This is a genomic window from Tomitella gaofuii (genome assembly GCF_014126825.1).
In the GTDB taxonomy this organism is placed as follows: Bacteria; Actinomycetota; Actinomycetes; order Mycobacteriales; family Mycobacteriaceae; genus Tomitella; species Tomitella gaofuii.
Window position 1 is genome coordinate 2004639 of record NZ_CP059900.1, and the last position, 19117, is coordinate 2023755.

The 19117-nt window shown below is 66.8% G+C and carries 12 protein-coding genes, 3 rRNA genes and 1 pseudogene; 15 read left to right on the plus strand and 1 reads right to left on the minus strand.

Translation table 11 applies throughout. The features are described from left to right. The first annotated feature begins 69 nt into the window (after positions 1-69). The 5 genes from atpA (at position 70) to H4F70_RS09400 (ending at position 5084) form a co-directional block, all read left to right on the plus strand. The gene (atpA, locus tag H4F70_RS09380; protein WP_182348097.1) at positions 70-1713 is read left to right on the plus strand and encodes a F0F1 ATP synthase subunit alpha; all 1644 of its coding nucleotides are present in this window, start codon (positions 70-72) and stop codon (positions 1711-1713) included. Between the two features lie 49 nt (positions 1714-1762). Next, on the plus strand, positions 1763-2740 hold the full coding sequence (locus H4F70_RS09385; protein ID WP_182359941.1) for a F0F1 ATP synthase subunit gamma: 978 nt from the start codon (positions 1763-1765) through the stop codon (positions 2738-2740). A 3-nt stretch (positions 2741-2743) separates the two neighbouring features. Next, positions 2744-4189, plus strand: coding sequence for a F0F1 ATP synthase subunit beta (gene atpD / locus H4F70_RS09390; RefSeq protein WP_182348095.1), 1446 nt, complete (start codon positions 2744-2746; stop codon positions 4187-4189). A 9-nt stretch (positions 4190-4198) separates the two neighbouring features. Beyond that, entirely contained in the window at positions 4199-4567 is a 369-nt protein-coding gene (locus H4F70_RS09395; RefSeq protein ID WP_182359942.1) for a F0F1 ATP synthase subunit epsilon, read from the plus strand. A gap of 70 nt (positions 4568-4637) precedes the next feature. Then, complete coding sequence (locus H4F70_RS09400) at positions 4638-5084, plus strand: DUF2550 domain-containing protein (protein WP_182348093.1); 447 nt, start codon at positions 4638-4640, stop codon at positions 5082-5084. Positions 5085-5110: 26 nt separating this feature from the next. Here H4F70_RS09400 and H4F70_RS09405 read toward each other — a convergent pair whose 3' ends face one another. After that, on the minus strand, positions 5111-5695 hold the full coding sequence (locus H4F70_RS09405) for a cob(I)yrinic acid a,c-diamide adenosyltransferase (RefSeq protein WP_182359943.1): 585 nt from the start codon (positions 5693-5695) through the stop codon (positions 5111-5113). A 40-nt stretch (positions 5696-5735) separates the two neighbouring features. Between H4F70_RS09405 and murA the strand changes: the two are divergent. The 10 genes and pseudogenes from murA to recN all read left to right on the plus strand — a co-directional run bounded on the left by murA (position 5736) and on the right by recN (position 19058). Continuing rightward, positions 5736-6990: pseudogene (murA, locus tag H4F70_RS09410) on the plus strand (UDP-N-acetylglucosamine 1-carboxyvinyltransferase). A 498-nt stretch (positions 6991-7488) separates the two neighbouring features. Beyond that, positions 7489-9012: ribosomal RNA gene (locus H4F70_RS09415) — 16S ribosomal RNA — on the plus strand. A 347-nt stretch (positions 9013-9359) separates the two neighbouring features. Beyond that, positions 9360-12504, plus strand: a 23S ribosomal RNA gene (locus H4F70_RS09420). Positions 12505-12588: 84 nt separating this feature from the next. Next, positions 12589-12704, plus strand: a 5S ribosomal RNA gene (gene rrf / locus H4F70_RS09425). The 16S, 23S and 5S rRNA genes sit together here, the layout of an rRNA operon. Positions 12705-13066: 362 nt before the next feature. After that, entirely contained in the window at positions 13067-13930 is an 864-nt protein-coding gene (locus H4F70_RS09430; RefSeq protein WP_235681440.1) for a tetratricopeptide repeat protein, read from the plus strand. Between the two features lie 78 nt (positions 13931-14008). After that, the gene (locus H4F70_RS09435) at positions 14009-15058 is read left to right on the plus strand and encodes an HAD-IIA family hydrolase (protein WP_182360300.1); all 1050 of its coding nucleotides are present in this window, start codon (positions 14009-14011) and stop codon (positions 15056-15058) included. A 73-nt stretch (positions 15059-15131) separates the two neighbouring features. Continuing rightward, on the plus strand, positions 15132-15350 hold the full coding sequence (locus H4F70_RS09440; RefSeq protein WP_182360574.1) for a hypothetical protein: 219 nt from the start codon (positions 15132-15134) through the stop codon (positions 15348-15350). A gap of 1 nt (position 15351) precedes the next feature. Continuing rightward, complete coding sequence (locus H4F70_RS09445) at positions 15352-16206, plus strand: TlyA family RNA methyltransferase (protein WP_182359944.1); 855 nt, start codon at positions 15352-15354, stop codon at positions 16204-16206. Then, on the plus strand, positions 16203-17189 hold the full coding sequence (locus H4F70_RS09450; protein WP_182359945.1) for an NAD kinase: 987 nt from the start codon (positions 16203-16205) through the stop codon (positions 17187-17189). The genes H4F70_RS09445 and H4F70_RS09450 overlap by 4 nt, the downstream gene beginning before the upstream one ends. An 87-nt stretch (positions 17190-17276) precedes the next feature. Continuing rightward, positions 17277-19058 carry a DNA repair protein RecN gene (gene recN / locus H4F70_RS09455; protein ID WP_182359946.1) on the plus strand — a complete coding sequence of 594 codons (1782 nt, stop codon included), beginning with the start codon at positions 17277-17279 and terminating at the stop codon, positions 19056-19058. Positions 19059-19117: the final 59 nt, after the last annotated feature.

The window sequence follows — 19117 nt, forward strand, 5'->3', positions numbered from 1 at the left end:
GGCCCGAGCGGGTCACACGAGCATCGGCACAGTGAAAACCCACAATCGATACCCGAGAGCAGGAAGAACATGGCGGAGCTGACGATCTCCTCCGACGAGATCCGTAGCGCGATCGAGAATTACACCGCGAGCTACTCCCCGGAGGCCTCCCGCGAGGAGGTCGGCGTGGTCACGGACACCAGCGACGGCATTGCGCACATCAGCGGCCTGCCGTCGGCGATGTCGAACGAGCTGCTGGAGTTCCCCGGCGGCGTGCAGGGCGTGGCCCTCAACCTGGAGGCGCGCGAGGTCGGCGCCGTCATCCTGGGCGAGTTCGACGGTATCGCGGAGGGCCAGGAAGTCCGGCGCACCGGCGAGGTGCTTTCCGTGCCGGTCGGCGACGGCTACCTGGGCCGCGTGGTGAACCCGCTCGGCCAGCCCATCGACGGGCTCGGCGACATCGCCTCCGAGGGAGAGCGTGCGCTGGAGCTGCAGGCGGCCTCCGTGCTCGAGCGCCAGCCGGTGGAAGAGCCGTTGCAGACGGGAATGATGGCCGTCGACGCGATGACGCCGATCGGACGCGGGCAGCGTCAGCTCGTCATCGGTGACCGCAAGACGGGCAAGACGGCGGTCTGCATCGACTCGATCCTGAACCAGAAGGCCAACTGGGATTCGGGGGACCCGGCCAAGCAGGTTCGCTGCATCTATGTCGCCATCGGCCAGAAGGGCTCGACGATCGCCGGCGTCAAATCGGCTCTCGAGGAGAACGGCGCGATGGAGTACACCACCATCGTGGCCGCGCCCGCTTCCGACTCCGCCGGTTTCAAGTGGCTCGCACCGTACACCGGCTCGGCCATCGGCCAGCACTGGATGTACGGCGGCAAGCACGTGCTCATCGTGTTCGACGACCTGACGAAGCAGGCCGAGGCCTACCGCGCCATCTCGTTGCTGCTGCGCCGCCCGCCGGGCCGCGAGGCATACCCGGGTGACGTGTTCTACTTGCACTCGCGGCTGCTGGAGCGCTGCGCGAAGCTCAACGACGAGCTGGGCGGCGGCTCGATGACCGGCCTGCCGATCATCGAGACCAAGGCCGGCGACGTCTCCGCATACGTGCCCACCAACGTGATCTCGATCACCGACGGTCAGGTCTTCCTGGATTCGGACCTGTTCAACCGCGGCGTGCGGCCGGCCATCGACGTCGGCATTTCGGTGTCCCGTGTGGGCGGCGCCGCGCAGACCAAGGGCATGAAGAAGGTGTCGGGCTCGCTGCGTCTGGACCTGGCGCAGTACCGCGAGCTGGAGGCCTTCTCGGCGTTCGCCTCGGACCTCGATGCGGCGTCGAAGGCGCAGCTCGACCGCGGCGCCCGCCTCGTCGAGCTGCTGAAGCAGGACCAGTACCGTCCGGTCACCGTCGAGGACCAGATCGTGACGATTTTCCTCGCGAGTGAAGGCAAGTTCGACTCGGTGCCCGTGGAGGACATCCGCCGGTTCGTCGCCGAACTTCTCGACGATCTGCACCGCAATGCGGGCGGCGCGTTCGGCAGCATCGCGGGCGGCACCGTCCTGGGTGACGACGCGGCCGCGGAGTTCGTGGCGGCCACCGACCGCTTCAAGCAGGGCTTCCTCGCCTCGGACGGCAGCCGGGTCGTCAACGAGGCGGAAGCCGACGCACTCGCCCCCGAGGCAGTCGATCAGGAGACCGTCACGGTCAACCGCAAGACGGTCACCCGGTGAACATCGTGTTGAGTGTTCCGACTATCAGTGAGGGGAGTGTGACCGGCTGATGGCAACCCTGCGCGAGCTCCGTTCGCGGATCAAATCGGTCAACTCGACCAAGAAGATCACCAAAGCCCAGGAGCTCATCGCCACCTCGCGCATCACGAAGGCGCAGGCCCGCGTGGCCGCATCGAAGCCGTACTCGGTGGAGATCACCAAGGTGCTCTCGCAGCTCGCCAGCGCATCCGCGGCTCTCGACCACCCCCTGCTGACGGAGCGCAGCGAGCCGAAGCGTGCTGCGATCCTCGTCGTCACCAGCGACAGCGGCATGTGCGGCGGCTACAACTCCAACGTCATCAAAGAGGCGGAGGAGCTGACTCAGCTGCTGCGCGGCGAGGGCAAGGATGTCGTCGTCTACGTGATGGGCAGCAAGGGCATCGGCTACTACACGTTCCGTGGGCGCGAGTTGGCCGGTTCGTGGGCCGGCTTCTCGCAGCAGCCCAAGTACGCCGACACCGCCTCCGCCGGACGGCACCTCGTGGAGTTGTTCATGGCGGGCTCGGGCGAGCAGGTCGACGCGCCCGGCGGCGAGGGCACCATCGAGGGTGTCGACGAACTGCACATCGTGTACACGCAATTCGTCTCGATGCTCACCCAGACCCCGCAGGTGCGCCGGGTGGCGCCGTTGGAGGTCCAGGTGCACGAGGAGATCGTCGAGCTCGGTGACGACATGCTCAGCGACAGGCAGCAGAGTTCGGACGAGCCCGGTGCGGACTACGACTTCGAGCCGGAGGCGGATGCCCTGCTGTCGGCGCTGCTGCCGAAGTACGTGAACACCCGGATCTACGCCGCTCTGCTCGATGCCGCGGCGTCGGAGTCGGCGGCGCGCCGCACCGCGATGAAGGCGGCGACCGACAACGCAAACGATCTGGTCAATGTCCTCTCGCGGGAGGCGAACCAGGCACGTCAGGCCCAGATCACCCAGGAAATCAGCGAGATCGTCGGTGGCGCCAATGCGCTGGCCGCGAGCGCAGGAAGTGACTAACCAATGACCGCAGCAATGACGCAGGACTCCGCGTCCGGCACCTCTGCCGCAGGGCGGGTCGTGCGGGTCATCGGCCCCGTTGTGGACGTCGAGTTCCCCCGCGGTGCCGTCCCGGCCCTCTACAACGCACTGCACGCCGACATCGCCCTGGAGTCGGTCGCCAAGAAGCTCACGCTCGAGGTGGCGCAGCATCTGGGCGACAGCCTGGTGCGCACGATTTCGATGCAGCCGACCGACGGCCTCGTCCGCGGGACGCCCGTGTCCGACACCGGAAAGCCGATCTCCGTGCCCGTCGGCGACGTCGTCAAGGGCCACGTCTTCAACGCGCTCGGCGACTGCCTCGACGCGCCGGGAACGGGCCGCGACGGCGAGCAGTGGGGCATCCACCGCGAGCCGCCGGCCTTCGACCAGCTCGAGGGCAAGACCGAGATCCTGGAGACGGGCATCAAGGTCATCGACCTGCTGACGCCGTACGTCAAGGGCGGCAAGATCGGCCTGTTCGGCGGCGCCGGCGTGGGCAAGACGGTGCTCATCCAGGAGATGATCACCCGTATCGCCCGCGAGTTCTCCGGTACCTCGGTGTTCGCCGGCGTCGGCGAGCGCACCCGTGAAGGCACCGACCTCATCCTGGAAATGGACGAGATGGGCGTGCTGCCCGACACCGCCCTGGTGTTCGGCCAGATGGACGAGCCGCCGGGCACGCGTATGCGTGTGGCGCTGTCGGCCCTGACGATGGCGGAGTACTTCCGTGACGTGCAGAACCAGGACGTTCTGCTGTTCATCGACAACATCTTCCGCTTCACCCAGGCCGGCTCCGAGGTGTCCACGCTGCTGGGCCGCATGCCGTCGGCGGTGGGCTACCAGCCCACGCTGGCCGACGAGATGGGCCAGCTGCAGGAACGGATCACCTCGACCCGTGGCCGATCGATCACGTCGCTGCAGGCCATCTACGTGCCCGCCGACGACTACACGGACCCCGCGCCCGCGACCACGTTCGCGCACCTCGACGCCACCACGGAGCTCTCGCGTGCCATCACGCAGAAGGGCATCTACCCGGCGGTCGACCCGCTGACGTCGACCTCGCGGATCCTCGAGCCGGCCATCGTCGGTGATGAGCACTACCGGGTGGCCCAGGAGGTCATCCGGATCCTGCAGAAGTACAAGGAGCTGCAGGACATCATCGCGATTCTCGGCATGGACGAGCTTTCCGAAGAGGACAAGGTGCTCGTCGGCCGTGCGCGGCGTCTCGAGAAGTTCCTCGGCCAGAACTTCCTCGTCGCGGAGAAGTTCACCGGTCAGGTCGGCTCCGTGGTTCCGCTCACCGATACGATCGAGGCCTTCGACAAGGTCACCAAGGGCGAGTACGACCACCTGCCCGAGCAGGCCTTCAACAGCTGCGGCGGACTCGACGACGTCGAGGCGAACGCGGCGAAGATCGCCGGGAAGTGACGGTGGCCCGTGGCTGAGATGACCGTGGAAGTGGTCGCGGTGGAGGAGCGGATGTGGTCCGGGTCGGCCACACTCGTCTCCGCGCAGACCACCGAGGGTGAGATCGGGATCATGCCCGGTCACGCTCCGGTTCTCGGACAGCTCGTGGAGGGCGGGATCATCGCGATCACGACCTCCGAGGGCGAGCGCCGCGTGGCGGCGGTGCACGGCGGGTTCCTCGCCGTCACCGGGCAGAAGGTGAGCATTCTCGCCGAAACCGCGGACTGGTCCGATGAGATCGACGTCGAGGAGGCCCGCCGGGTGCTGGACGACGCCGGCGCCGACGAGGTGGAGATCTCGCGCGCACGCGGACGGCTCAAGGCGGTCGAGCGCGCCTGACGTGACGCAGTAGAATCGAGCACGTCTCACGGCCGCGACAAGTCAGGGGTCCCCACCAGTGCCTACCACGATGGCAATCGTCATCACTGTGGTGTGTGTGCTGGTAGGGGCGATAGCCCTCTGGCTCGTCGCGGCCTTCTGCTATCGGTACTACGTCGTGCGACGCGGGTCGACCTCCGTGATCCTGCGCCGATTGCCGGCCGCAGACGGGGCGGGCTGGCGGCATGGGGTGATCGTCTATGGGGACAGTGGCGTGCGCTACTTCCGATTGTCGAGCCTGCGCATGTTCGCGGACCTCCACTTCCGCCGCAGCCGGCTCGAGTTGGGCGGCAAGCGCACGCCGGTGGGCACGGAGTTGGAGATCATGAGCCGGTCCATGCCCATCGTGGCGGTCGACGGCGACGGACTCCACGTGGAGATCGCGTTGGAGCGCGAGTCGATGACGGCCTTCCAGTCCTGGGTGGAGTCCCGCCCGCCGGAGCGTTCACTGCGGCGCGCGCCCCGCCGGCATCGTTAGCCGACGGGGGCGCGCGGCCCGTCGAGTCAGGCGCCGTCAGCGGCGCCTCCGCCGGGCTGCCACAGGACGTCGCCGCCGGGATTGGCCGCCCGACTGAGGATGAACAACAGGTCGGAGAGCCTGTTGAGGTACTTGGCGGGCAGCACGTTGGTCGCTTCCGGCCGGCGTTCCACCTGCGCCCACGCAGAACGTTCGGCGCGCCGCGCGACAGTGCGGGCCGAGTGCAGGAGTGCTGCGAGGGGCGTGCCCCCCGGCAGGATGAATGAGTCGAGCTTCGGAAGATCCGCGTTGAACTCGTCGCACCAGGACTCCAGCCGGTCGATGTATCCGGTGGTGATGCGCAGGGGCGGGTACTTCGGGTTGTCGGCGACGGGCGTCGCAAGGTCTGCGCCGGCGTCGAACAGATCGTTCTGGATCTGTCGAAGGACGCCCAGCACAGGCTCGGACGGCTGCCCCAGGGCGACGGCGAGACCGATCGCCGCATTCGCTTCGTCGCAGTCCGCGTAGGCGACCAGCCGGGGATCGGTCTTGTGCACTCGCGAGAAATCGCTCAAGCCCGTTGTGCCATCGTCGCCGGTCCGGGTGTATACGCGTGTGATATGTACGGCCATGTGCTCACGGTACCGTCCTGCTGGCCTAGGCTGTGACCCTGTGACTGAGAGATTCCTGGTGACCGGCGGCGTGAGCCTCGCCGGGGAGGTGCGTGTCACCGGCGCGAAGAACAGCGTGCTCAAGCTCATGGCTGCAGCGTTGCTGGCCGAAGGCACGACGCGCATCACGAACTGCCCGGAGATCCTCGACGTGCCGCTGATGGCCGATGTGCTCGAGGGGCTCGGCTGCGATGTGCGGCTCGACGGCGACGTCGTCGAGATCAGCGTGCCGGCGATGCCGCGGTATCGCGCAGACTTCGAAGCGGTCGAGAAGTTCCGCGCGTCGGTGTGCGTACTCGGCCCGCTGCTGGCGCGGTGCCGTCGCGCGGTGGTGGCTCTCCCCGGCGGGCGATGCGATCGGTTCCAGGCCCTTGGACATGCATCAGGCCGGTCTGCGCGCGCTCGGCGCGGTGTCGCGGATCGAACACGGCTGCGTCGTCGCCGAGGCCGATATACTCTCCGGCGCCGAGATGACTCTGGAGTTCCCTTCCGTCGGCGCCACGGAGAACATTCTCATGGCGGCGGTGCTGGCGGAAGGGGAGACGACGATCGTCAACGCCGCCCGGGAACCGGACATCGTCGATCTGTGCGAGATGCTCAACCAGATGGGGGCCAGGATCACCGGTGCGGGATCCCCGGTGCTGAGGGTGGTGGGCGTACAACGGCTGCACCCTACGACTCACCGTGTGATCGGCGACAGGATCGTCGCGGCCACGTGGGGCATCGCCGCCGCGGTCACCTGCGGCGACGTTGCGGTACGCGGGATCGACCCCGGACATCTGACGCTGGTCCTGGACAAGCTTCGTGCAGCCGGCGCGGAGATCACCGAATTCGGCGACGGGTTCCGTGTGCACCAGCAGGAGCGCCCCCTTGCGGTCAATTTCTCGACTCTCCCGTATCCGGGATTCCCGACGGATCTGCAACCGATGGCGATCGTTCTCGACTCGATCGCTCTCGGAAGTTCGATGATCACCGAGAACATCTTCGAGGCCCGCTTCCGGTTCGTCGAGGAGATGGTGCGCCTCGGGGCTCAGGCGCGGGTGGACGGCCATCACGTGGGCCTGCAGGGCATCGAGCGATTGTCGAGCGCGCCCGTGTGGTCTTCCGATATCCGCGCGGGGGCGGGCCTGGTTCTGGCGGGACTCGTGGCCGACGGAACCACCGAGATTCACGATGTGCATCACATCGATCGCGGCTACCCCGACTTCGTCGAGGATCTCGCCAGGCTCGGCGCCAAGATCGAACGCGTGCACTGAGGCGTCGGCACGCCGGCCGTTACCGTGCCACCGTGATGCGGGACCGCGTCGTGCACCGAGTTTGACCTGGGGATTTGTGTTTGGGTGGGGGTGGGCGTAACTTTGGTCGGGCCGGAGCGGCGAGAGCAGCTCCCAAGCCCGGAAGGGGCTGGGGGCGGTGCGCTTGCGAGTGTGCTACGGTGTTTCCAGCAGGTGCGGCCGCAGTTCGCCGGGGAGTGTTCCGGGTGGTGGTGGTTGTGCGTGTTCTTTGAGAACTCAACAGTGTGTCGATGAATGCCAGTGCCAAAATTTTTTGGCATGTCATGCCTTGTCTTTGTGGCAGGGTGTGGCTGTTTGCGGGTCGTGTCTTCCATTCCCTGTCGGGAGGTGCGGCTCGATGTTTTTTGAAGCTAGGTTTGTTTTGCTAGTGGATTTCTCGATGTGATTTGACTGATTCGTCGTGGTGTCGGTGCTGCTGCTGTGTGTGGTGGTGTCGGCGGGCGGCGGGTTGTTGATCTTTCAACGGAGAGTTTGATCCTGGCTCAGGACGAACGCTGGCGGCGTGCTTAACACATGCAAGTCGAACGGAAAGGCCCCTTCGGGGGTACTCGAGTGGCGAACGGGTGAGTAACACGTGGGTGATCTGCCTTGCACTCTGGGATAAGCCTGGGAAACCGGGTCTAATACCGGATAGGACCACATGCCGCATGGGGTGTGGTGGAAAGCGTTATGTAGCGGTGTGAGATGGGCCCGCGGCCTATCAGCTTGTTGGTGGGGTAATGGCCTACCAAGGCGACGACGGGTAGCCGGCCTGAGAGGGCGACCGGCCACACTGGGACTGAGACACGGCCCAGACTCCTACGGGAGGCAGCAGTGGGGAATATTGCACAATGGGCGCAAGCCTGATGCAGCGACGCCGCGTGAGGGATGACGGCCTTCGGGTTGTAAACCTCTTTCAGTGCCGACGAAGCGGAAGTGACGGTAGGTACAGAAGAAGCACCGGCCAACTACGTGCCAGCAGCCGCGGTAATACGTAGGGTGCGAGCGTTGTCCGGAATTACTGGGCGTAAAGAGCTCGTAGGCGGTTTGTCGCGTCGTCCGTGAAAACTCGCAGCTTAACTGTGGGCGTGCGGGCGATACGGGCAGACTTGAGTACTGCAGGGGAGACTGGAATTCCTGGTGTAGCGGTGAAATGCGCAGATATCAGGAGGAACACCGGTGGCGAAGGCGGGTCTCTGGGCAGTAACTGACGCTGAGGAGCGAAAGCGTGGGGAGCGAACAGGATTAGATACCCTGGTAGTCCACGCCGTAAACGGTGGGTACTAGGTGTGGGGCCCTTCCACGGGTTCTGTGCCGTAGCTAACGCATTAAGTACCCCGCCTGGGGAGTACGGCCGCAAGGCTAAAACTCAAAGGAATTGACGGGGGCCCGCACAAGCGGCGGAGCATGTGGATTAATTCGATGCAACGCGAAGAACCTTACCTGGGTTTGACATACACCGGATCGCCGTGGAGACACGGTTTCCCTTGTGGCTGGTGTACAGGTGGTGCATGGCTGTCGTCAGCTCGTGTCGTGAGATGTTGGGTTAAGTCCCGCAACGAGCGCAACCCTTGTCCTGTGTTGCCAGCACGTAATGGTGGGGACTCGCAGGAGACTGCCGGGGTCAACTCGGAGGAAGGTGGGGACGACGTCAAGTCATCATGCCCCTTATGTCCAGGGCTTCACACATGCTACAATGGTCGGTACAGAGGGCTGCGAGACCGTGAGGTTCAGCGAATCCCTTAAAGCCGGCCTCAGTTCGGATTGGGGTCTGCAACTCGACCCCATGAAGTCGGAGTCGCTAGTAATCGCAGATCAGCAACGCTGCGGTGAATACGTTCCCGGGCCTTGTACACACCGCCCGTCACGTCATGAAAGTTGGTAACACCCGAAGCCGGTGGCCCAACCCCTTGTGGGAGGGAGCCGTCGAAGGTGGGATCGGCGATTGGGACGAAGTCGTAACAAGGTAGCCGTACCGGAAGGTGCGGCTGGATCACCTCCTTTCTAAGGAGCATTACAGTGCCTCAGTGACCGCCGTGTGTGTGGTCTGGGGTTGCTCATGGGTGGACACTGGCCGCTTTGATTGCAGGAGCCTCGTTCGGGCCCGCCGTGGGTGGTGGGTGTCGTGTGGGGTGGGGGCGCTAGTCGGCATGCTGTTGGGCTTTGAGGGAACACGCTGCGCGTTTGTGTGTGGTGGGTTGTCTTGATGTGATGCGCCGGCGGGCCCGTCGGTGGTGTCGTGTGGCTGGTTCCGGGTGTTGTGCGGGGTTGGTTGTGCGGTGTGGCGGGCTGGTGGGTGTGTGTGTTGTTTGAGAACTGGACAGTGGACGCGAGCATCTTTGATCTTTGTGTTGTAAGTGTGTAAGAGCACACGGTGGATGCCTTGGCACCAGGAGCCGATGAAGGACGTGGGAGGCTGCGTTAAGCCTCGGGGAGCTGTCAACCGAGCTGTGATCCGAGGATGTCCGAATGGGGAAACCCAGCAGCGGTGATGCGCTGTTACCCGCGCCTGAATGTATAGGGCGTGTGGAGGGAACGCGGGGAAGTGAAACATCTCAGTACCCGTAGGAAGAGAAAACAATATGTGATTCTGTGAGTAGTGGCGAGCGAAAGCGGATGAGGCTAAACCATGCGCATGTGATACCCGGCAGGGGTTGTGTGTGTGGGGTTGTGGGGCTGCGATGTGCCGGTGCTGCCGTGCCGGCGGGTAGTTGGAGAAAACACATGGTTAGCGGAAGTGGTCTGGGATGGCCTGCCGTAGTGGGTGAGAGTCCCGTACGTGAAAGCTGTGTGTCTGCCTTGTCGTGGTGCCCGAGTAGCAGCGGGCCCGTGGAATCTGCTGTGAATCTGCCGGGACCACCCGGTAAGCCTGAATACTCCCTGGTGACCGATAGCGGATAGTACCGTGAGGGAATGGTGAAAAGTACCCCGGGAGGGGAGTGAAAGAGTACCTGAAACCGTGTGCTTACAATCCGTCAAAGCCTGCGCGTAGTTTGGTCTGCGGTGGGTGATGGCGTGCCTTTTGAAGAATGAGCCTGCGAGTTAGTGGCATGTCGCGAGGTTAACCCGTGTGGGGTAGTCGTAGCGAAAGCGAGTCCGAAGAGGGCGCCAGAGTGGCATGTTCTAGACCCGAAGCGGAGTGATCTACCCATGGCCAGGGTGAAGCGACGGTAAGACGTCGTGGAGGCCCGAACCCACTTAGGTTGAAAACTGAGGGGATGAGTTGTGGGTAGGGGTGAAAGGCCAATCAAACTCCGTGATAGCTGGTTCTCCCCGAAATGCATTTAGGTGCAGCGTCGCGTGTTTCACCATGGAGGTAGAGCTACTGGTTGGCTGATGGGCCTTACCGGGTTACTGACGTCAGCCAAACTCCGAATGCTGTGGTGTGAGAGCGTGGCAGTGAGACTGCGGGGGAAAAGCTTCGTAGTCGAGAGGGAAACAGCCCAGATCGCCGGCTAAGGCCCCTAAGCGTGTACTAAGTGGGAAAGGATGTGGGATTGCGAAGACAGCCAGGAGGTTGGCTCAGAAGCAGCCATCCTTGAAAGAGTGCGTAATAGCTCACTGGTCGAGTGGTCCTGCGCCGATAATGTAGCGGGGCTCAAGTACACCGCCGAAGCCGCGGCACTCACATGTTGGTTCGCATCTGCCTGCGGGTGGGTGTGCAGCCGTGTGGGTGGGTAGGGGAGCGTCGTGTAGCCGGGGAAGCGGCAGAGTGATCTAGTCGTGGAGGCTGCGCGAGTGAGAATGCAGGCATGAGTAGCGAAAGACGAGTGGGAAACTCGTCCGCCGAATGACCAAGGGTTCCTGGGCCAGGTTAATCCGCCCAGGGTGAGTCGGGACCTAAGGCGAGGCCGTCAGGCGTAGTCGATGGACAACGGGTTGATATTCCCGTACCCGTGATATCGCGCCCGTGGTGAATCAGTGAGACTAACCATCCTGAAGCCCGTGTCGTGCACTTTCGGGTGCAGGGCGTGTGGTGGATGCGTGGGACCTGATCTGGTAGTAGCCAAGCGATGGGGTGACGCAGGAAGGTAGCAGGGCCAGTCAGTGGTGATACTGGTGTAAGCCTGTAGGGCGAGGTGCAGGGAAATCCGTGCCTCATGGTGCCTGAGAGGTGATGCGACCCCGGTGTGGGGGATTCTGTGATCCTATGCTGTCGAGAAAAGCCTCTAGCGAGTGGTGTCATGGCCCGTACCCCAAACCGACACAGGTGGTCTGGTAGAGAATACCGAGGCGATCGAGAGAACTGTGGTTAAGGAACTCGGCAAATTGCCCCCGTAACTTCGGGAGAAGGGGGGCCATGTCTGGTGAACACCCGTGCGGTGGGAGCTGGGTGTGGTCGCAGAGACCAGAGAGAAGCGACTGTTTACTAAAAACACAGGTCCGTGCGAAGTCGTAAGACGATGTATACGGACTGACGCCTGCCCGGTGCTGGAAGGTTAAGAGGACCGGTTAGTGGCTTTCGGGCCGCGAAGCTGAGAATTTAAGCCCCAGTAAACGGCGGTGGTAACTATAACCATCCTAAGGTAGCGAAATTCCTTGTCGGGTAAGTTCCGACCTGCACGAATGGCGTAACGACTTCTCTGCTGTCTCAACCACAGGCTCGGCGAAATTGCATTACGAGTAAAGATGCTCGTTACGCGCGGCAGGACGAAAAGACCCCGGGACCTTTACTATAGCTTGGTATTGGTGTGTGATTCGGTTTGTGTAGGATAGGTGGGAGACTGTGATGCGCCGGCGCCAGCCGGTGTGGAGTCGTTGTTGAAATACCACTCTGATCGTATCGGACTTCTAACCTCGGACCATGATCTGGTTCAGGGACAGTGCCTGGTGGGTAGTTTAACTGGGGCGGTTGCCTCCTAAAGAGTAACGGAGGCGCCCAAAGGTTCCCTCAGCCTGGTTGGCAATCAGGTGTTGAGTGCAAGTGCACAAGGGGGCTTGACTGTGAGACTGACGGGTCGAGCAGGGACGAAAGTCGGGACTAGTGATCCGGCACTGGCTTGTGGAAGCGGTGTCGCTCAACGGATAAAAGGTACCCCGGGGATAACAGGCTGATCTTCCCCAAGAGTCCATATCGACGGGATGGTTTGGCACCTCGATGTCGGCTCGTCGCATCCTGGGGCTGGAGTAGGTCCCAAGGGTTGGGCTGTTCGCCCATTAAAGCGGCACGCGAGCTGGGTTTAGAACGTCGTGAGACAGTTCGGTCTCTATCCGCCGCGCGCGTGAGAAACTTGAGGAAGGCTGTCCCTAGTACGAGAGGACCGGGACGGACGAACCTCTGGTGTGCCAGTTGTTCCGCCAGGGGCATTGCTGGTTGGCTACGTTCGGGAGGGATAACCGCTGAAAGCATCTAAGCGGGAAGCCTGTTCCAAGATGAGGTTTCTTTCCCCCTGTGTGGGGTAAGGCCCCCTAGAGATGATGGGGTTGATAGGCCGGAGCTGGAAGCCCTGTGAGGGGTGGAGGTGACCGGTACTAATAGGCCGTAGGCTTACCCACAATTATGTTCTTGTGTTTCGCGTCCACTGTCCGGTGTCTGAGGCAACACCCGCACCGTGTGTGTTGGTGTGTGTCGCATGGTGTTGCGGTGGTTATAGCGTGAGGGTCACGCCCGGTCCCATTCCGAACCCGGTAGCTAAGCCTTACTGCGCCGATGGTACTGCACCCGTGGGGTGTGGGAGAGTAGGTCACTGCCGCACAAATATCGCCGGTGGAGGGAACCCCGATAGTATGGGGTTCCCTCCACTGCTGTTTCCGCTGTTCTCCGAACGGTGGACGAGACCGACCACAAGGATGATGCATGAACGCGCAGGAACCCCGGGACGCATCCGGCGACCGACGCCGAGGCGCAGACAACGGTTCCCGCGGTCGGCACGCCCAGCCTCGCGACCGGGCCGGCGAAGGTGCCGGCCGCGAGCGCACGCAACGCGGCGATCGCGGCCGCGACGCCGATCGCCGCGCCGGAGATCGCGAAGGCCGGACGCGGGGCTACCCCGACGGCGGCAGAAGTGGCTTCCGGTCCGGTGGCAGAGCCGTCGGCGACGGGTCCCGCGGCGATTCCATGCGCTCGGGCGGGCGTGCCCACGGACGGGACGGCGGAAGACCCGACGAGCGCGGGGGCGGCGGGCGCGGCGCGCAGTACCGGGCCGGCGGTAACGAGAGGTCCGGCCGGCCGCGGCACGGCAACGACAACGCGGCCCAGCGTCAACGTAGGGATCCCGAACCCGCACTGCCCGACGACGCGACGCCCGAGGAACTGGACAAGTCCGTCCAGCGTGATCTGCACACGCTGGACCGCGCCAACGCGGAGACGGTAGCCCGGCACCTCGTCATGGCGGGGCGGCTCGTCGACACGGATCCGACGGCCGCGCTGGAGCACGCGCGCGCCGCGCGTGGCCGCGCCGGACGCGTCGCGGCGGTGCGTGAAGCGGCCGGGATCTCCGCGTACCACGCGGGCGAATGGGCGGAGGCGCTCTCGGAACTGCGGGCGGCGCGTCGGATGGCAGGCGGACCGGGGATGCTGGCGGTGATGGCGGACTGTGAGCGTGGACTCGGACGGCCGGAACGCGCGCTCGAGCTCGCACGCAGCGAAGAGGCCCGGCGCCTCACCGGCGAGGCGGCCATCGAACTCAACATCGTCGTGGCGGGCGCGCGCATGGACATGGGCAAATACGATGCAGCGGTCGTCACCCTGCAGGGAAAGGACCTGGACCCGGCGAAGACGGGTTCGGCGTATGCCCGGTTGTTCTATGTGTACGCGGAGGCTCTTCGTGCCGCGGGCCGCGGACGCGAGGCGCTCGAGTGGTTCCTCAACTGTGCCGCAGCGGACGACGAGGGAGAGACCGATGCGGAGCAGCGGGTCGCCGACCTCAGTGCGGGCGGGTCCGGCTCGGAAACGGCGGCCGGCGCGGCCGGCGGCGAGTAGGCCTCGGTGCCCGGCGATCACGTACGCGACGGCGACGGGGCGGAAGAGCCCTCGACGCATCCGGACACTCCGGATGCCGTGCGGCCGGGGACGGCCGCCTTGTCGGACGCCTACGATCTGCTGCTGCTCGATCTCGACGGCACCGTGTACCGGGGCGCGGAGCCGATCGACGGAGTCGACGCCGCCCTGGCGGCCTCCCCTGCGCGGCGCATGTTCGTCACCAACAATGCGAGCCGGAGCCCCGCGGACGTGGCGGCACACCTCAACGCGCTGGGAATCCGGGCGCAGGATCAGGACGTGGTGACGAGCGCACAGGCCGGGGCGCGTCTCGTGGCATCCCGGATGGAGCCCGGCGCGCAGGTGCTCGTCGTCGGCGCGGAGGCGCTGGCAGACGAAGTGCGGGGGCAGGGGCTGCTTCCGGTCCGCGCCTATTCGGAGTCGGTGGCGGCGGTGGTCCAGGGGTTCGCGCGTACGGTCGCGTGGGCGGATCTTGCGGAGGCCGCGCTCGCCGTCCGCAACGGGGCTTGGTGGGTGGCGACGAACGTCGATTCGACCCTCCCCGACGAGCGGGGGCTGCTCCCCGGAAACGGGGCACTGGTGGCGGCGCTGGCGACGGCGACCGGCGTCGCGCCGACGGTGGCGGGCAAGCCCGGCCGGCCGATCATGGACGACGCGGTGCGTCAGGGCGGTGCACGACGGCCGCTGGTGGTGGGCGACCGCCTGGACACCGACATCGCCGGAGCGTGCGCCGCAGGACTGGACAGCCTGCTCGTGCTCACCGGGGTGTCGACCGCCGCCGAGACGATCCGGGCGGAAGCGGGCATGCGGCCCACGTATGTGGCCGGTTCGCTCGGCGCGTTGGCGTCGCCCGCGGTCGCCTGCGCTGTCGGCCCGCAGCCTGGTTGGCGCGTCGAGGTCGACGGAGGCACCATGCGGATCGGCGTCGATCGTGCTGCGCTCGCGGCGTCCGACGGTACTACGGATCAGCCGTATGCCGAATCGGCAGGGCAGGCGATGCGCGGCCTGCGCGCAGTGGCGGCCGCCGCCTGGCGTCACGATTTCCGGGGGCGGATCATCGGGAGCGACCCGTTGACAAGCGCATTGGCTCGCGACTGGAACGCAGAGTGACCCGCGCTCCCGTATGCCGGGTACGGAGCACTCCGTTGGGGCGCCCGCGCCGCATCGGCTAGCGTTGGCACCGATGGACGACTCCGGACCCCACCACGGCGCACGGGCGCGGGGCCACGTGCCGACGCCCGCGGAGGCGGCCGCGCCCGTGGCGGATCCCGACGCGGTGCGCGAGCAGGTGCACGCGTTGCTCGAGAGGGCGGACGGCTACGTCGGCGATGATCGGGCGCCGTTGTACGAACAGGCGCATGAGGTGTTGCTCGAGGCGCTCAGCACGCTGGACAGGAACTGATATGGCTCGCCGTGCACGCGCGGATGCGGAACTTGTGCGCCGTGGCCTGGCGCGGTCGCGGGAACACGCGGCGCGGCTGATCGCGGACGGTCGGGTGCGCTCGGGCCCGTTGCCGGTGGCGAAGCCCGCCACCGGCGTCAGCGCCGGTGACCCGTTGCACGTGACGGAGGTCCCGGACGAGGTGGATTGGGCCTCGCGCGGGGCGCACAAGCTGCTCGGCGCGCTGGACGGATTCGGGCCGGACGGTCTCACGGTCGAGGGACGACGATGCCTCGACGCGGGGGCGTCCACCGGCGGATTCACCGACGTGCTGCTGCAGCGCGGCGCGAGTGAGGTGGTGGCCGCGGACGTCGGATACGGCCAGCTCATCTGGCGGTTGCAGAACGATCCGCGCGTGCACGTGCACGACCGCACGAACGTCCGCTCGCTGGACCCGGACACGATCGGCGGCCCGGTGGACCTGGTCGTTTCCGACCTCTCCTTCATCTCGCTCGCGTTGGTTCTGCCCGCGTTGCGGGACTGCAGCCGCCCTGGGGCGGACTTGCTGCCGATGGTGAAGCCGCAGTTCGAGGTGGGCAAGGAGCGCGTCGGCCACGGCGGCGTCGTGCGCGACGCCGGGCTGCGGGCCGAGGCCGTCTGCGGTGTGGCACGCACGGCCGCGGGGCTGGGCCTGGCGACGCTCGGTGCCGTGGCCAGCCCGTTGCCCGGGCCTTCCGGGAACGTCGAGTATTTCCTTTGGCTGCGACGCTCGAGCGCGGCCGACGGCGCGGCGGGGGCGCCCGCGCGCGCAGCGGCCGCAGCAATGGACGGGATCGAGGAGATCGTGCGCCAGGCGGTGGAGGAGGGGCCGCGATGATCGGTCGATCCGGTCCGGCGGCCGGCCCCGCCCCCGCACGCCGTGCCCCCGGAGAACCCACCGCGGAACGCGAGATCCTGCTGGTGGCGCATACCGGCCGCGCGTCGATAGCGGACACGGCCCGGCGGGTCTCGCGCATTCTCGCGGACGGCGGCATCGGCTTGCGTGTCCTCGACGACGAGGCCGACCGCACGGGACTGCGCGGCGCCGGGTCGAACCGGGACGCGCACGGTGCGCCGGCCCGTGTCGTTCCGCATGACCACCGCGCGGCCGCCGGGTGCGAGATGGTGATCGTGCTGGGCGGCGACGGGACGTTCCTCCGGGCCGCGGAGCTCGCCTGGTACGCGGGCGCGCCGGTGCTGGGCATCAACCTCGGCCGCATCGGATTCCTGGCCGAGGCGGAGGCGGACCACTTGGACGAGGCGCTGGGGAGCGTCATCCGCGGCCACTACCGGATCGAGCACCGGATGACGCTCGACGTACGCCTGTGCTCCGGCGAGACCACGGAGTCGGCCGGGTGGGCGCTCAACGAGGTGAGCATCGAGCGGGGGCGGCACGTCGGCGTGCTGGAGCTTCTGCTGGAGATCGACGGGCGTCCGGTGTCGTCGTTCGGCTGCGATGGTCTGCTGGTGTCCACCCCCACCGGGTCGACGGCCTACGCGTTCTCCGCCGGCGGGCCGGTGGTGTGGCCGGAGTTGGAAGCGATCCTCGTGGTGCCCAACAATGCGCATGCGCTGTTCTCCCGGCCCATGGTGACGAGCCCGTCGTCGGTGATCGCCGTGGAGGTGGAGCCGTCGGGCAGCGGCGCGGTGATGTACTGCGACGGGCGGCGCGCGGTGCACGTGCCCGCGGGGGCGCGGCTGGAAGTCGTGCGCGGCCGCCACCCGGTGCGGTGGGTGCGGTTGGACTCGGTGCCCTTCGCCGACCGGATGGTGCACAAGTTCGCGCTGCCCGTCCGCGGCTGGCGCGGCCGCGGAGCCTGACCGGACCCTGCGCGAGGTGAGCCGCGTGAGGCGCACCGCCGCATCCGGCGCGGCGGGCCCATCATGGCGCATGGTTAGGATTCGAGTGTGCTTGCGGAGATTCGAATCGACGGACTGGGGGTGATCTCGGCCGCGTCGGCGCGTTTCCACCCCGGGTTCACCGCGCTGACCGGCGAGACCGGCGCCGGCAAGACGATGGTGGTGACCAGCCTGCACCTGCTGGGCGGCGCGCGTTCGGACGCCGGGCGCGTGCGCACGGGAGCGGAACGCGCCGCGGTGGAGGGACGGTTCATCCTCGACGGCCTTCCCGCAGACACCCGCGCGTCCGTCGCCGAGATCGTCGATGCCGGTGCGTCCGAGGTGGACGAGGACGGCAGCATCATCGCCGTGCGCACCGTCGGCAGGGACGGCCGTTCCCGTGCGCATCTCGGCGGCCGCAGCGTGCCCATCGGGCTGCTGGGCCGGTTGACGGGCCACCTGCTGGCGGTGCACGGCCAGAACGACCAGCTCCGGCTGCTGCGGCCGGAACGCCGCCGCCACGCGTTGGACACGTTCGCCGCCGACGAGATCGGCCCGCTGCTCGAGCACTACCGGGAGGCGCGCCGCAGTTACGGCGCGGCGCGCGACGAGTACGCCGAGCGCACCGAGCGGGCCCGGGAGCTGGCGCAGGAATCCGACCGGCTGCGGCTGGGCGCGGAGGAGATCGCCGCCGTGGATCCGCAGCCGGGTGAAGACGACGCGATCGCGGCGGAGGTGCGCCGCCTGGGGGAGCTCGATTCGCTCCGCGAGGCCGCCGAATACGTGCATGCGGCGCTGTCCGGGGCGTCGTCGTTCGCCGGCGAGGCGGAGGGGATCGCCGACCTGGCCTCCGGTGCACGCGGGCGGCTCGGCAACGTCGACGACCCGGCGCTGCGCGCGTTCGTCCCCCGTCTCGACGAGCTCGCCGTACTGTCGTCGGACCTGGCGGGCGACGTCGCGGGGTATCTCGCGGACCTGCCGTCGGACGGCCGGGCGCTGGACGACCTGCTGCAGCGGCAGTCTGAGCTCAAAGGGCTGACCCGCAAGTACGCGGCGGACATCGACGGCGTCCTCGATTGGGCCCGGGATGCCGAGGAGCGGTTGTCGGGGCTCGACCTGTCCGAGGGGGCGCTGGCGGAACTCGCACACCGCGTCGAGAGCCTCCGCGGTGAACTGGCCGACGCCGCGTCCGTGCTGCACCGGGCCCGCGCGTCCGCCGCGGCGAAGCTCGGCGAGGCGGTCACCGAGGAGCTCGCGGGCCTCGCGATGGGCACGTCGCGCCTGGCGGCGCAGGTGGACCTGATCGCGGCGGCCGACGACGACCCCTGGCGGATCACCGTCGACGGAGCGCAGGTGCATGCGGCGGCGGACGGGGCGGACGCGGTGGATCTGCTGCTGGGCTCGCACCCCTCCGCCGATCCGCTTCCGATCGGCAAGACCGCCTCGGGAGGTGAGCTGTCGCGCGTCATGTTGGCCATCGAGGTGGTGCTCGCCGGACGGGGCGGCGGCGGCACCCTCGTGTTCGACGAGGTCGATGCGGGGGTCGGCGGCCGGGCGGCGGTGGAGATCGGCCGCCGCCTCGCGCGGCTCGCCCGCACGCATCAGGTGATCGTCGTGACGCATCTGCCGCAGGTCGCGGCGTTCGCGGACGCGCACCTTGTCATCGGGAAGGAAGTCGGGGAGGAGGGCGCCCGCAGCGCGGTCCGCGACCTCGACGACGAGGAGCGGGTCGGCGAGCTCGCCCGGATGCTCGCCGGGCTCGATGACACCGAAACCGGCCGTGCGCATGCCGAGGAACTGCTGGCGACGGCGAGCGAGGATCGGGCCGGTCGACCGACCGCGCGGCCGTGATCGCCGCATAATCCCCGCTGTCCCCGGCGCGCCTCCACGGGGTGGGGCCGCGGACGGTC